This window comes from Pseudogemmobacter blasticus, from assembly GCF_003071405.1.
GTDB lineage: Bacteria > Pseudomonadota > Alphaproteobacteria > Rhodobacterales > Rhodobacteraceae > Pseudogemmobacter > Pseudogemmobacter blasticus.
The window spans coordinates 397,011-411,513 of the sequence record NZ_CP020470.1 but is presented as its reverse complement, the minus strand read 5'-3'; the positions used below and the strand labels follow the sequence as shown (position 1 = coordinate 411,513).

The following is a 14,503-nucleotide window of genomic DNA, read 5'->3' as shown; positions in this document are numbered from 1 at the left end:
GCCTTCATCGCCCAAGGCCCGCCCGCGCGCAAGCACCGGGCCGGGGCCTGCGGCGCGGGTATTTGGCCCAAGTGGACGGGCAAGGGGGTTGCGCCGGGGGCAGGGGGCGGCTATATGCGCGCCACTTCACAGGTGGAGCTTGGGCTTTTGCGGGGAGAAATCCCGCAGGGTCCGCCGGTTGGGGCGCAAGCCCTGAAGACGGCTTCACCGAGGATCAAACCGGAAAAGGACAAGGCATGGCTCTTCCCGAGTTCTCCATGCGTCAGCTCTTGGAAGCTGGCGTTCACTACGGCCACCAGACCGCCCGCTGGAACCCCCGCATGGGCGAGTACATCTATGGTGACCGCAACGGCATTCACATCATCGACCTGACGCAGACCGTTCCGCTGCTGGACCAGGCGCTGAAGGTTGTGCGCGACACCGTCGCCAAGGGCGGCCGCATCCTGTTCGTCGGCACCAAGCGCCAGGCACAGAAGCCCGTCGCCGAAGCCGCCGAAAAATGCGCGCAATACTACATGAACCACCGCTGGCTGGGCGGCACCCTGACCAACTGGAAGACCATCTCGGCCTCGATCCAGCGCCTGAAGCAGATCGACGAAGTGCTGGCGGCCGGCGCCGAAGGTCTGACCAAGAAGGAACGCCTGAACATGGAACGCGACCAGGCGAAGCTGCAGGCTTCGCTGGGCGGCATCCGTGAAATGGGCGGCGTGCCGGACCTGCTGTTCATCATCGACGTGGGCAAGGAAGACCTCGCCATCCTGGAAGCCAACAAGCTGGGCATCCCGGTCGTGGCCGTGGTCGACACCAACTGCTCGCCCAAGGGCGTGAGCCACGTCATCCCGGGCAACGACGACGCCGCCCGCGCGATCGCGCTCTATTGCGACCTGATCGCCCGCGCCGCGCTTGACGGCATGTCGGCCCAACTTGGCGCCGCCGGCGTCGATCTCGGCGCGCTGGAAGCCGCGCCGGTGGAAGAGGCCGCCGCCGCCGAGGCGTGAGCTTTTGTCACCCATCTGACATGCGGCGGGGGGATACCCCCGCCGGACCTCATTCCGATTCCAGGAGACTGACATGACCGTCACCGCACAGATGGTGAAAGAACTGCGCGATTCGACCGGCGCAGGCATGATGGACGCCAAGAAGGCGCTGACCGAAACCAACGGCGACATGGATGCCGCGGTGGACTGGCTGCGCACCAAGGGCCTTGCCAAGGCCGCCAAGAAGGCCGACCGCGTGGCCGCCGAAGGTCTGGTGGGCGTGGCCGTGGCCGATGGCCGGGGCGTTGCCGTCGAGATCAACTCGGAAACCGACTTCGTGGCCAAGAACGCCGACTTCCAGTCGCTGGTGCGCGAGGTGACCAAGGTTGCCCTGCAGACCGGCGATTCGGTCGAAGTGGTGCGCGCGGCCGACCTGAACGGCAAGACCGTGGATGAGGTGATCCAGGAATCGATCGCCCGCATCGGCGAGAACATGACCCTGCGCCGCCTGCACGTTCTGGAAGGCGACACCGTGGTGTCCTATGTCCACAACGCCGCGACCGACGGCATGGGCAAGATCGGCGTGCTGGTCGCGCTGAAGGGCCCGGCCGACAAGGCGAAAGAGATCGGCAAGCAGTTCGCGATGCACATCGCCGCGACCTCGCCGCTGGCGCTGTCGGAAGGCCACCTTGACCCGGTGGTGCTGGAGCGGGAACTGGCGGTTCAAACCGCCAAGGCGCTGGAAGAAAACGCCTCTTCTGCCAAGCCGAAGCCCGATGCGGTGATCCACAACAACATCATCCCGGGCCGGATGAAGCGCTTCCTGGCGGAAAACACGCTGCTGGGCCAAGCCTTCGTGGTGAACCCCGACCTGACCGTCGAACAGGCGGCCAAGGAAGCCGGGGTCGAGATCACCGGCTATGCCCGCGTGGCCGTGGGCGAAGGCGTCGAGAAGAAGGCGGAAGACTTCGCCGCCGAAGTCGCCAAGATGGCGCAAGGCTGATCAGACCGCAGGGTCTGGCGGCAAGGCCCGTGCCGGGGAAACCCGGTGCGGGCCTTCGCATCTGTGCCGGACGGGGAAGGGGGCGCGGACCTGCCCCCGATGACGCTGGGGATGAGGACAAGGAGGGCAGGTCCGCATAGGCCGGCCTGGCTGGGAACCCATGACCGACGACGTCCCGCCGACCGCGAAATCCGGCACGGAGAGACAGGCAGAGAGCGGTCGACCGTAACTCCGTAATGCGGTGGGTCGGCCGCCCCTGTTCCCTGGCCCAAGGCCACCTTCCACGGAACGGCCTGACCTTGCGTCATGCCCTGACTGGCGGCGAGTGGGGGATTCCCCACCTGTGTCGTTTTGTCCTAACCGGCGGCCTGGGCCTGCGGTTGTGTCGGGCGCTGGAAGATCATGTTCAGCAGGGCGCCCTTGGCCACGGCCTGCGCCGTTGTCTCGACCGCCAGCGCCTCGCGCGCAAGGCGAAGGTGCTTTTCCACCATCGCCGGGCTGACGCCCATCAGAAGGGCCACATCCTGCGTGGTCTTGCCATCGGCCACCCATTCCAGCGCCTCGCGCTGGCGGGGGGACAGGGCGCGCGCACGGGCCAGATGCGGCAACTGGACGATGCGCAGGTGCATCACATGCGCCAGCGCCAGGATTTCATCCTGATGCGCGGCCCAGATCCGTTCCACGGCGTCATGATCCAGCCCCGGATCGGCCAGCAGGCCCATGGCCCCCTTGGCGCGGGCCGAGGCTTCGGGAAAGCTGACGGTGATGCCGGCATTGACGCCCATCGCCACGTTCTGCCGCACAGACTCGGCCTCTTCGGCGGTCAGGCGGCCGGCTTCATAGGCGTCTTTCACCCATTTCCAGGTGCAGGCGCCGGAATTGTGTTCGGCCCAGCGGAAGACCGGGGTCCGGGCGTAGAAGCCACCGCGAAAATACCGCTTGGCATAATCGGCGTCGCAGGTGGTCAGGAACAGTGCGTCGTCCGGGTCACCGATGGTGCGCAGGTGGCGGAACCGGGTGAAGCCATAGTTCACACGCGAAAAGCCCAAGGTCGCGAAATGCCCAGTGGCCAGTGTCCAGGCGTCGTCTATGCTGGTCGCCTCGGCCACGCCGATCAGCAGTTTCAGCAAGGTGCTGCCGCTCATCTCAGTCTCCTTCACGCCACAGATGTCGCGTCTGGAACGGGGCAGGTTGTCCTTGTCCCTTCTCCTGTCATATGCAGACACCGGCGCCCTGTCGAGACTCAGGGCTATCAGGATGGAATCATGACGGAAGATGTCATCATCATCGGCGGCGGGGTCATGGGGGCCTCGGCGGCTTACTGGCTGACGCGGTTTTCGCCCGGTTTGCGTGTTCTGGTGGTTGAGCGCGACCCCGGATATGAACGGGCCGCGACCGCGCTGTCGGTGGCATCGGTCCGGCAGCAGTTTTCGTCGGCCGTCAATGTAAGGATCTCGCGCTTCGGGATCGACTTCATCAGGAACTTCGCGGAACGCATTGGTCCTGCTGCGGAAATTCCGTCACTGGGGCTTAAGGAAAACGGCTATCTTTTCCTGACCACGCGGCCCGAGCAGGTGGCGGTGATGCAGGAACTGGCCGAGATGCAGCGCGCCGAAGGCGCCGCGACCGAGGTCTGGGATGCCGCCGAACTGGGCCGGCATTACCCCTGGTTGAACACCGAAGACATCGCCGCCGCCAGCTTCGGCCCGCGCGATGAGGGCTGGTTCGACAACATGGGCCTGTTGCAAGGCTTCCGCAACGCAGCCCGCGCGCAAGGCGCGAAATTCATCAAGGCCGAGGCGACGGGCCTGCAAATGACCGCCGGCCGCGTGACCGGAGTCGAGATCGAGGGCAGGGGTCTGGTGCCCTGCGGCGTGGCGATCAACGCCGCCGGCACCCGCGCGTCGCGCGTCATGGCCTGGGCCGGGCTTGACCATCCGGTTGAACCGCGCAAGCGCACGGTCTTTGTGATCGACGCGCCCAATGCGCGCCATCCCGATGCGCCGCTGATGATCGACCGCGATTATTACCTGCGTCCCGAAGTTCAGGGCCGCTGGATCGTGGCGACGGTTCCGCAGGATGACGGGCCTTGCGATGTCAATGACTTCGAGCCGGATCTTCACTTGTTTGAAGAGGCCATCTGGGAACCGCTGTATCACCGCGCGCCGGGCTTCGATGCGGTCAAGGTCGTGCGGCACTGGGTTGGCCATTACGATTACAACACGCTGGACCAGAACGCGATCCTTGGGCCGCATCCGGCAGTGCCGAACCTGTTCCTGATGAGCGGCTTTTCGGGACACGGCTTGCAGCAATCACCGGCCATCGGGCGTGGAACGGCCGAGTATGTTCTGAACGGCGGCTGGCAAAGCCTTGATCTGTCAGAGCTTTCGATTGGCCGCGTGCTGCGCGGCGAACCGCTGCTGGAGCGGGCCGTGGTCTGACAGACAGGTAGTTATTTTACATAATACTGATTATGCGAAAAACGGATGAGGCATTCCCAGCACCTGCCTCATCCTGTTCTGGCCCGTTGTTCCGGCGCCATACGGCCCGGATCACGCCTCCAGTTCGGCGTCCCAATACAGGAAGTCGAGCCAGCTTTCGTGCAGATGGTTTGGCGGGAACTTGCGGCCGTGGGTCTGCATCTCTTCGGCGGACGGTGCCACGGGCGGCCGGCGCAAGGTCAGGCCGGACTGGCGCAGCGTCTTGCTGCCCTTGCGCAGGTTGCACGGCGAACAGGCTGCCACGACGTTTTCCCAACTGGTCAGCCCGCCCCGCGACCGCGGGATGACGTGATCGAAGGTCAGGTCGCCCTTCGATCCGCAATACTGGCAACAGAATTCGTCGCGCAGAAAAAGATTGAAGCGCGTGAAGGCCACGCGCTTCTGGGGTTTGACGAATTCCTTGAGGACGACGACCGACGGGATACGGACTTCCTGCCTCTGGCTTCGGACAACCTCGTCATATTCGGCCAGGATCTGCACCCGGTCCAGAAAGACCGCCTTGATTGCCTCTTGCCAGGGCCAGAGGCTGAGCGGGTAATAACTGAGCGGCCGGAAATCGGCATTGAGCACAAGCGCCGGAAAATGCTTCAACGCACCGGGATCGCGTACGAAATGGGTCCTGAAGTCGCCGTCCATCCGTAGATGACTCCCGCTTCGCCTGACTGCCACTGGCATCAGGACGGGGCACCCGTCCCGACGGCAACGACTATATCTGGATGGATTGCGCTGGCAACCCCGAGATATTGTCAATGTGCGCCCGCTTTCTGGCAGGCGCACATGACAGGCGTTTGACAGTCTGCCTGCCCGGAAAACGGGCGATGTGCTCAGGCCGCGGCCTGAACCGCGCGGCCGGTCAGCACCTTGACCAGATGCGCGCGATAGGCAGGCGTTCCGTGCAGGTCGTGGATCATGCCCTCCGGCGAAACCGTCAGCCCCGCAATGGCCGAAGCCGCGAAATTGGCCGACAGCGCCGCCTCGGCCTCGGTCCAGCGGAAGACACCGTCGCCCCCTGCCCCCGTGACCGCCACCCGCACGCCATCGGCCGTTTTCGCGACGAAGACGCCGGTCAGCGCAAAGCGGCTGGCGGGCTGGTCAAACTTCACATAGGCGGCCTTCTGCGGGATCGGAAAGACGACCGAGGTGACGATTTCACCTTCGTGCAGGGCGGTGGTGAACAGGCCCTGGAAGTAATCATCCGCGGCGATGCGACGGCGGTTGGTGACGATCGTGGCGCCCGATGCCAGCACGCCGGCCGGATAGCAGGCCGAAGGGTCGTTGTTGGCGATCGACCCGCCGATGGTGCCCCGGTTGCGCACCAGCGGATCGCCGATGCCACCGGCCAGCGCGGCCAGCGCCGGATAGTGTTTCGCGGCCTCGCGCGCCACTTCGGCATGGGGGGTGGCGGCGCCGACATGCAGGCCCCCTTCCCCGATGCAGACGCCCTTCAGTTCGGGGATGCCGGTCAGGCTGACCAGCGTCGCCGGGGCGGCAAGGCGCTGTTTCATGCTGGCAATCAGCGTCTGCCCGCCCGACAGTGCCTGCGCGCCGTCGGATTTCAGGGCGGCCAGCGCATCGGCCAGGGTTGCCGGTTTTACGAAGTCGAAGTTGTGCATCTGAACCTCCCTCAGCGCTGGTGCATCGCGGCCCAGACGCGGGCCGGAGAGACGGGCATATCGATATGGTCGATGTGGCTGTAGCCGCCGCGTTGCAGGGCGTCGATCACGGCATTCACCACGGCGGGCGGGCTGCCGATGGCCCCCGCCTCACCACAGCCCTTTACGCCCAGCGGGTTGTGGGTGCAGGGCGTGATGCAGCTATGATCCACCTTGAAGAACGGCAGGTCATCGGCGCGCGGCATGGCGTAATCCATGAACGAGCCCGACAGAAGCTGTCCGTTCTCGTCGAAGACGCAGTTTTCCAGCATGGCCTGCCCGATACCCTGGGCAAGACCGCCATGCACCTGCCCTTCCACGATCATCGGGTTCACCACATTGCCGAAGTCGTCGGCGGCGGTAAAGGCCAGGATCGTCACCTTGCCGGTGTCGGGGTCGATCTCCAGCTCGCAGCCATAGGCGCCGGCGGGATAGGTAAAGTTGGACGGGTCGTAGAAGGCGGTCTCTTCCAGCCCGGGTTCAAGGCTTTCCAGAGGGTAGTTGTGCGGCACATAGGCGGCCAGCGTGATGTCCACCCAGGTCTTTGACCTGTCGGTGCCCGCCACGGTGAACTTGCCGTCCTTGAACTCGATGTCCTGTTCGCTGGCCTCCAGCAGATGCGAGGCGATCTTCTTCGCCTTGTTGATGATCTTGTTGGTGGCCTTGACCATGGCAGACCCGCCCACCGCCAGACTGCGTGAGCCATAGGTGCCCATCCCCATCGGGCTGTTCGACGTGTCTCCGTGGACGATCTCCACCTGACTGGCGTCAATGCCGATCATCTCGGCCACGACCTGGGCGAAGGTGGTCTCATGCCCCTGCCCGTGGCTGTGGCTGCCGGTGAAGATGGTGATAGAGCCGGTGGCGTTCACCCGCACCGTGGCGCTTTCGTAAAGCCCGGCCCGCGCGCCCAGTTGCCCGACAAGGTTTGACGGCGCAATGCCGCAGGCCTCGATGTAATGGGCAATGCCGAAGCCGCGCAAACGCCCGCGTTTCTTCGACTCTTCGGCCCGCGCGGCAAAGCCGGCGTGGTCGGACAGCTCCAGCAGCTTGTCCATCGTGGCCTGATAATTGCCGGTGTCATAGACCACGGCGACCGGCGTCTGATAGGGAAACTGGTCGGGCTGGATGAAGTTCTTGCGCCGCAGTTCGACCGGGTCCACCCCCAGTTCGCGCGCCGCCTTGTCGATGATGCGCTCCAGTTGATAGGTCGCCTCGGGGCGGCCTGCGCCGCGATAGGCATCGACCGGCACGGTGTTGGTGAAAACGGCTTTCACGTTCACATAGACCAGCGGCGTCTTGTAATTGCCGGCCATCAGCGTGCCGTGCAGCCAGGTGGGAATCGAAGGCGCGAAAGTGCTGAGATAGGCGCCCATGTTGGCATGGGTTTCGGTGCGCAGCGCCAGGAAGTTGTGGTCCTTGTCCAGCGCCAGTTCGATCCGGGTCAGGTGGTCGCGGCCCTGTGCATCGGAAATGAAGGCTTCGCTGCGCGAGGCGGTCCATTTCACCGGGCGTTTCACCTGCTTGGCGGCAAAGGTCACCGCCGCCTCTTCGGCATAGTGATAGATCTTCGACCCGAAGCCGCCGCCCACATCGGGCGCCACCACGCGCAGCTTGGATTCCGGGATGCCCAGCACGAAGGCGCCCATCAGCAGCCGGATGACATGCGGGTTCTGGCTGGTGGTATAAAGCGTGTGCATCCCCGAATGGTCTTCGTAATCGCCCACGGCGACGCGGGGTTCCATCGGGTTGGCGACAAGGCGGTTGTTCACCAGATCCAGCGTGATGTGATGCGCGGCGCCGTCAAAGGCCCTGGCCACGGCTTCACGGTTTTCCTCGACGAAGCCCCAGTCGTAGCACAGGTTCGAGGTCAGATCGTCATGCACCTTGGGCGCATCGGGCTTGAGCGCGTCCTTCATGTTCAGAACGGGCGGCAGGTCTTCGATCTCGACCCCGATCGCCTCGGCGGCGTCGCGGGCCTGATCCAGCGTTTCGGCCACCACCATGGCGATGGGGTCGCCGACATGGCGCACCTTGCCATCGGCCAGAACCGGGTGTTTCGGTTCCTGCATCACCTTGCCGAAGCGGTCTGTCACCTGCCAGCCGCAGGGAATACCGCCGACACCCGCGAAATCGGCCGCGGTGAAGACCTGCACCACGCCCGGCATGTCTGATGCCGCCGCGGTATCAACCGACTTCAGCCGCCCATGCGCCACGTCGCTGCGCAGGAAGAAGGCGTAAAGCTGGCCACGGATGTTGATGTCGTCGGTATAGCGTCCCTTGCCGGTCAGGAACCGCACGTCTTCGCGCCGCTTCACGCTGGCGCCGATGCCACCATCTTTGGGCATGGTATCCTCCCTGAATTTCTGTGCTGGCCGGGCGCCGATGCGCCCCCTGCCCCTTATTCCGCAGCGATTTTCGAAACGTCCTGCCCCGAGGCCTGCAACACCGCCTTGACGATGTTGTGGTAGCCGGTGCAGCGGCAGATGTTGCCTTCCAGCCCGTGGCGCACCTCGGCCTCGGTGGGCGACGGGTTGTCGGCCAGCAGCGCCGCCGCCGACATCACCATGCCGGGGGTGCAGAAGCCGCATTGCAGGCCGTGATTGTCCTGAAATGCCTGTTGCAGAACCGAAAGCGATCCGTCTGGGTTCGCCATGCCTTCGATGGTCTTCACCTGGGCGCCGGCCACATCCAGCGCGAAGACCGTGCAGGATTTCACCGCGCGGCCATCCACATGCACCACGCAGGCGCCACACTGGCTGGTGTCACAACCGATATGGGTGCCGGTCAGCCCCAGCCCGTCGCGCAGGAAGCTGGACAGCAGCGTCCGCCCCTCCACCTCGCCCGAGACGGACTTGCCGTTCACGGTCATCGAGACCTTCGTCATAAGCTCCTCCCTGGGTATGTCCTTGGTATCGTCTTTTGGCCCCTGCGAGCCGCCAGTCAGACGCCGATCATGCGGCGGAACCAGCCCTTCTTGTGATCTGCGCTGTCGCCGGTGGCCTCGGCCTCTTCTGCCGCCTCGGCGGCGGCAGCCTCGGCTTCGGCGGCGGCGGCAAGTTCTTCCTCGGTCGGCGGTTCCACCGCATCCTGAAACCGGGCAAAGAATTCGTCGGCCATCTTCTTGGCGAAGCTGTCCACGATGCGGCTGCCCAGTTGCGCGATCTTGCCACCGACGCTGGCGTCCACGTCATAGGTCAGCCGGGTGCCTTCGGGGATCGGGTCCAGCGTGACCGCCGCCCCGCCCTTGGCAAAGCCGGCAACACCGCCCTTGCCTTCGCCGGTGATGGTCAGCGACTTGCCTTCGACCACATCGGAAAAGCTGACATGGCCGGTGAAGGTGGCACTGACCGGGCCAACCTTCTGTTTCACCACGGCCTCGAACCCCTCGGCCACGCTGCCCGCCATCGACTGGCAGCCGGGAATGCACTGGTGCAGGACTTCGGGGTCCAGGATCGCCGACCACACCATTTCCGGCGCGGCCGCAATGTCGCGGCTGTCGCTCAGCTTCATGTTGCTCTCTCCCTCTGCGAGAAAGCCTAAGGGCCGGATCGCCGCCGCGCCATTCTCCGATAGTCGTATCCCGGCCGTCGCATTTGCCGGACAAAGGTGGCGGTCACAGCGCCGCAAGCGCCTTGCGCAGGCTGGCGGCGTCGATGGGTTTCTGGATCAGCCCGATGCCGGCGGCCCGCGCCGCCCCGGCCAGTTCGGGCGCGCGGTCGGCGGTGATCAGCCGCGCTGGCAAGGCGCCGTGGCGGGCGCGCAGCGCAGTCAGGAAGGCCAGCCCGTCCATCCCCTGCCCCAGTTGCTGATCCACCAGGAAGAGGTCGGGCAGGATGCCGATTTCCTCGATCAGGGCAAAGGCCTCTTCGCCCGAGGCGGCCTCCAGCACCCCCAGCCCCCAGCGTTCCAGGATCAGCCCCAGCGCGCGGCGCAGGTCGGCGTCGTTTTCCACCAGAAACACGATGCGGCTTTCGGGGGCGGTGTCCGGCAGCGCCGGTTGTGCAACGGCTGGCGGCGTTTCGGCGGCAGGATGCCCTGCCAGCGGCAGGCACACCCGGAAGGTGGTGCCGCGGCCCAGATGCGAGGTCAGGCCCAGCGGATGATCCAGCAGCACGCAGGCCCGCTGCACGATCGCCAGCCCCAACCCCATGCCTTCGCTGGCAGACGCACGGGCGTTCAGGCGGTGGAATTCCTTGAAGATGTCGTCCTGCGCCTCGGCGGGGATGCCGGGGCCGGTGTCGCGCACCTCGACCACCACCTGCGCGCCCTGCCGCCGCGCCCCGACCAGCACGCGCCCCGCATCGGTGTAGCGGATGGCGTTGCCGATCAGGTTCTGCAGGATGCGGCGCAGATAAGCCGGATCGCTTTCGACCACCGCACCACAGGGCAGCACGCGCAACCGCAGCCCCTTGGCCGCCGCCATCGGGGCGAATTCCTCATGCAGTTGCGCCAGCAGGCGGCCCAGCCGCACCGGGCCGACGCTGACCGCCGCCTTGCCGGATTCCAGCTTCGAGATGTCCAGCAGCGCGTCCAGAATCCCCTCGACCGAGATCAGCGCGTTCTGCGCCTTTTCCAGCGCCACGCGGGCCGGGTCCGCCAGCCCGGCGGGTTCGATGGCCGACAGGAACAGCTTGGCCGCTGACAGCGGTTGCAGCAGGTCATGGCTGGCCGCGGCGACAAAGCGCGACCGGCTGGCATTGGCGCGTTCGGCATGGGCCAGCGCATCCTGCAGTTCCAGCGTGCGTTCGGTCACGCGGGCCTCAAGCGTTTCCTTGGCGCGGCTCAGCGCCTCCAGCGCCTCGCGCTCGGCGGTGACATCGGTGAAGCTCATCACGAAGCCGCCGTCGGGCATGGCCTGGGCGAACACGTCAAGGATCGGGCCACCGCCCTGCCGGACCGAGAAGGACAGCGCCCCCTGCCGGCCGCCCGCCGCCACCCAGTCCATCAGCCGCGCTTCTGTCATGCCGGCGCCAAAGGCCAGCGCCGCGCGGATGCGGTTCAGCAACTGGTCGAAGGACGCGCCCATCCGCAGCCGCCCGGCCGGCAGCGCCAGCAGGTCGGACAGCCGCTGGTTCCAGCCGATCAGCCGCCCCTCGCGATCAAAGATCGCAACGCCCTGATTGATATGGTCCAGCGTGGCCCGGATCACCCGCGCCTGATCGTCCAGCAGCTTGCCGCGTTCGTGCCGTTCGGCGCGGATGATGTCGGTCACATCGGTTTGCAGGATCACCGTGCCGCCGTCCGCCGTGCGGTGTTCGCTGACCTGCACCCAATGATCGCGGATCATGCGGACGTTGAAGATGACGTGCCGGTCCTGATGCCGCTGCATCCGCCGCACCACCCAGGCCTCGGGCGTTTCACTCTCGGGCAGCGCAAGGAAGGCGGACCGGCTGACCCGTTCGACATAATCGGCGAAGGGCAGGCCGGGCATCAGCTTGCCGCGCAGGTCCAGCATGTGCATCCCGAAGCGCGAGTTGCACATGACCAGCCGGTCCTCGCGGTCGAACAGGGCAAAGCCCTCCTGAATGGTCTCGATCGCATTGGCCAAGTTCTGGCGGGCCGTCTCGGCTTCGGCCTTGGCTTCGGCCAGCCGGGCGTTGCTGGCGTTCAGCAGCGACAGCGCGCGTTCCAGATCGCGGGTGCGGTCGCGCACCTGTTCCTCCAGCAGGGCGGCGCGCTGGAACTGGGCATAGGCCGCGCCGGAATCGTCGGTGACCCGCTCCATCCGGCGCATCAGCGCGGTGGCGATGGTCAGCAGCTTTTCGGCCCGGCGTTCGGGGCCATCGGCGGGGTCGATCAGCGTCTCGATCATGGCCCGCCCCCCTCTGGCGGCCAAAGCGCGACGCCGGTCATGGTCTGGTTGACGTGGATGGAATTCCATTGCTCGCCATAGGTCGAGAAGCCCGCCACCCCATGCGCCGCCAGTATACGCGACACCGCGCCGTAGCGCTGCTTTTCCTGCGCCTCCATCCGGCGCAGCAGGCAATCGCAGGCCAGGATCGCCGCCGGCGGCCGGTCAGGCCCCAGCGCGGTCAGGGCGGCATCCAGATGGTCGGCCATATCCACGGGTTCGGCCAGCGTCAGCACCAGCCCCTCGTCAATGGCCGAAAAGAACACCAGATCGCCGTTCGGGGCCATGCGCTGAATGGCGCGAACATGGTGGCGCCCGCCGATCCGCACCACCACCGGATGGGCGGCAAAAGTGAAGGCGGTCAGTTGCGCGGGGTCTTTCCCCAGAAGCCGGGCATATTCGCGCGCGGCGGGTTCGGCGTTGATGCGGTGAACGATGCGGCGGCCCGGATCGGCCCCGGTTACCACCATGCGCCGGTCGGTCGGCACCAGATGGTCAAGGCTGAACACCCTGACCCGGCAGGCGGTGCGCACCATCGCCAGCACGGCGGCATTGCGGCGAAACCGCCCCGCCCACAGCACGAAGGTTTCGCCAAAGCGCAGCCCGTCGCCGGCCGAGCCGCCGAACAGCGGCACCGGGCCAAGGCCGGGGCCAAGGGCGGCGGTCAGCGCGTCCTCGCGGATCGACAGGCCATCGACCATCAGAAAGGCGAACTCGCCCTCCCAACCGGGGTGACGGTCGGCGGTGGCGGCGCGGGCGCGGATCATGCGGCCGATCGCTTCCTGACCGTCGATCCGGTCAAGGTCGATGGGCAGAACCTCGGCCGCGAAGGTGCTGGCGGGCAGCCCCACGGCGACGACCGTGCCTTCGCCATAGCCCGCGCCCGCGATTTCGCCGGCGGTGGTGCAGCCGATCACCGGCGCGGCGCCGAACGCGCCGCCGGCCAGCGCGGCCTCCAGCGCCGCGCGGTCGGCCTCGGGCGAGACGAACAGCAGGACCAGCGCAAAGGGCCCCTGCCCCAGACCGGCGGCAAGCCGCGACAGAACCGCCGGATCGCACGCATCGGCCTGCGCGCGCGGCAAGACCGCCGCGCCCGGGCTGGTGCCAAGGCTTTCCCCCCGTCCGTCCATCTTCGGCCTCCCCGCCGAACATGAAGCCTAAGCCGCAGCATCCCGCTGCGTAAAGGGCCGCGTGCGAAGGACCGCGCTCAGCCGTCTTCCGGCATCAGGCTGGTGAAATCGGTGGCCTTGGCCATCAGCACCGCCTGCGTCCGGCTTTGCACCCCCAGCTTGCGCATGATCGCGGTGACATGCGCCTTGACCGTGGTTTCGGCGATGGTCAGATCCCAGGCGATCTGCTTGTTCAGCTTGCCTTCGCAGATCAGTTGCAGGATGCGCGATTGCTGCCGTGTCAAGAGCGCCAGCCGCGAAATCGCCTCTTGCCGGGTCGAGGGGCGGGCGCCGCCGGGCGGTTCCGCCTCATACCCTTCGGGAAGATAGCGCCCGCCGCCGCGCAGGGCGTCCACTGCGGCGCGGAACACGTCGCGCCGGGCGTGTTTGGGCACAAATCCCGCTGCCCCCGCCGCCAGACAGGCGCCGATCACGCGCGGATCGGCCATCGAGGACACCACCAGAACCGGCACCTCGCCCGCCGCCTGCCGCAGGCGGATCAGCCCGTCGATGCCGGTCACATCGGGCAGGTTCAGGTCCAGCACCACCAGATCGGGCAAGGGCGCGCGGTCCAGCCGGGCCAGCGCGGTTTCCAGCCGGTCGGCGGTTTCCACCGCGCCCAGCCCCGCGACCGCCTTCAGCGTCATCGACAGCGCGTCGCAGAACAGCGGATGGTCGTCCACGATCAGGGCCGTGGCCATGGGGCGCGGGGCGATACGGGCTGGCGTCGGGGTCATCGGAAAGCGGTCCCTTGCGTGCTGCGGATCAGACTAGCGCCCCTTGCCGGTTGTGGCCACAGGCGGAAAGTCGGACATGCGCACCGGCGATCCTGCCATCGGCTTGCGCCGGAAGCGCGCATTTTCTATGCCTGCCGCCAATGTAAGAGGACTGGCCCGATGCCCCTGACCCGCCGCGCGACCCTGATGCTTCTGCCGCTGGCACTGGCCGCCTGCGCGGCCCGCCGCCCCGAACCGTCGCGCGCCGCCGGCGACACGCCCGAGATGCACGCGCTGGTGCGCAAATATGCCGGCATCCACGGCATCCCCGAAAGCCTGCTGCACCGGGTGATCCGCCGCGAAAGCGGCTACAACCCGCGCGCCCGCAACGGCCCCTATTACGGGCTGATGCAGATCCATCCGGGCACCGCCAGGACCATGGGCTACAAAGGTTCGCCCGAGGGCTTGCTCGATGCCGAGACCAACCTCATGTATGCGGGCAAGTATCTGCGCGGGGCCTGGCTGGTGTCGCGCGGCAGCGAAGACCGTGCGGTCATGTGGTATTCGAAAGGATACTATTACGAGGCCAAGCGGATGGGTCTGCTGAGGGAAACCGGGTTGAAGGGCTGAG

13 protein-coding genes are annotated in these 14,503 nt (G+C 66.4%); 4 read left to right on the top strand and 9 right to left on the bottom strand.

Annotated elements, in window-relative coordinates:
- Window positions 1-236: 236 nt before the first annotated feature.
- Both rpsB and tsf read left to right on the top strand, forming a co-directional pair.
- A complete protein-coding gene (gene rpsB, locus B6K69_RS02010; RefSeq protein WP_107672752.1) occupies window positions 237-998 on the top strand; it encodes a 30S ribosomal protein S2 in 762 nt (253 codons plus the stop codon).
- 73 nt (window positions 999-1,071) lie between these two features.
- The gene (gene tsf, locus B6K69_RS02005; protein ID WP_107672753.1) at window positions 1,072-1,980 is read left to right on the top strand and encodes a translation elongation factor Ts; all 909 of its coding nucleotides are present in this window, start codon (window positions 1,072-1,074) and stop codon (window positions 1,978-1,980) included.
- A 356-nt stretch (window positions 1,981-2,336) separates the two neighbouring features.
- On the opposite strand, the gene B6K69_RS02000 is transcribed toward tsf, so the two are convergent.
- Window positions 2,337-3,125 carry a LuxR family transcriptional regulator gene (locus B6K69_RS02000; RefSeq protein WP_108642591.1) on the bottom strand — a complete coding sequence of 263 codons (789 nt, stop codon included), beginning with the start codon at window positions 3,123-3,125 and terminating at the stop codon, window positions 2,337-2,339.
- A 120-nt stretch (window positions 3,126-3,245) separates the two neighbouring features.
- Between B6K69_RS02000 and B6K69_RS01995 the strand changes: the two genes are divergently transcribed.
- Window positions 3,246-4,421 carry an NAD(P)/FAD-dependent oxidoreductase gene (locus B6K69_RS01995; RefSeq protein WP_108642590.1) on the top strand — a complete coding sequence of 392 codons (1,176 nt, stop codon included), beginning with the start codon at window positions 3,246-3,248 and terminating at the stop codon, window positions 4,419-4,421.
- 111 nt (window positions 4,422-4,532) lie between these two features.
- On the opposite strand, the gene B6K69_RS01990 is transcribed toward B6K69_RS01995, so the two are convergent.
- The 8 genes from B6K69_RS01990 to B6K69_RS01955 form a co-directional block, all read right to left on the bottom strand.
- Window positions 4,533-5,117 (bottom strand): HNH endonuclease, encoded by a 585-nt coding sequence (locus B6K69_RS01990; protein WP_107672756.1) that lies wholly within the window; start codon window positions 5,115-5,117, stop codon window positions 4,533-4,535.
- A 188-nt stretch (window positions 5,118-5,305) separates the two neighbouring features.
- Window positions 5,306-6,094 (bottom strand): FAD binding domain-containing protein, encoded by a 789-nt coding sequence (locus B6K69_RS01985; RefSeq protein WP_108642589.1) that lies wholly within the window; start codon window positions 6,092-6,094, stop codon window positions 5,306-5,308.
- 11 nt (window positions 6,095-6,105) lie between these two features.
- Window positions 6,106-8,481, bottom strand: a complete 2,376-nt coding sequence (locus tag B6K69_RS01980; protein ID WP_108642588.1) for a xanthine dehydrogenase family protein molybdopterin-binding subunit — start codon at window positions 8,479-8,481, stop codon at window positions 6,106-6,108.
- Window positions 8,482-8,534: 53 nt separating this feature from the next.
- Window positions 8,535-9,020: a (2Fe-2S)-binding protein gene (locus B6K69_RS01975; protein ID WP_107672759.1), complete on the bottom strand. Its 486-nt coding sequence runs from the start codon at window positions 9,018-9,020 to the stop codon at window positions 8,535-8,537.
- Between the two features lie 56 nt (window positions 9,021-9,076).
- The gene (locus B6K69_RS01970; protein ID WP_108642587.1) at window positions 9,077-9,646 is read right to left on the bottom strand and encodes a CoxG family protein; all 570 of its coding nucleotides are present in this window, start codon (window positions 9,644-9,646) and stop codon (window positions 9,077-9,079) included.
- A 103-nt stretch (window positions 9,647-9,749) separates the two neighbouring features.
- Window positions 9,750-11,948 carry a hybrid sensor histidine kinase/response regulator gene (locus B6K69_RS01965; RefSeq protein WP_108642586.1) on the bottom strand — a complete coding sequence of 733 codons (2,199 nt, stop codon included), beginning with the start codon at window positions 11,946-11,948 and terminating at the stop codon, window positions 9,750-9,752.
- Window positions 11,945-13,117 (bottom strand): FIST N-terminal domain-containing protein, encoded by a 1,173-nt coding sequence (locus tag B6K69_RS01960; RefSeq protein ID WP_108642585.1) that lies wholly within the window; start codon window positions 13,115-13,117, stop codon window positions 11,945-11,947. The genes B6K69_RS01965 and B6K69_RS01960 overlap by 4 nt, the downstream gene beginning before the upstream one ends.
- Window positions 13,118-13,194: 77 nt before the next feature.
- Window positions 13,195-13,893 carry a response regulator transcription factor gene (locus B6K69_RS01955; protein WP_107672763.1) on the bottom strand — a complete coding sequence of 233 codons (699 nt, stop codon included), beginning with the start codon at window positions 13,891-13,893 and terminating at the stop codon, window positions 13,195-13,197.
- A 159-nt stretch (window positions 13,894-14,052) separates the two neighbouring features.
- Between B6K69_RS01955 and B6K69_RS01950 the strand changes: the two genes are divergently transcribed.
- Window positions 14,053-14,502 (top strand): lytic transglycosylase domain-containing protein, encoded by a 450-nt coding sequence (locus B6K69_RS01950; RefSeq protein WP_107672764.1) that lies wholly within the window; start codon window positions 14,053-14,055, stop codon window positions 14,500-14,502.
- Window position 14,503: the final 1 nt, after the last annotated feature.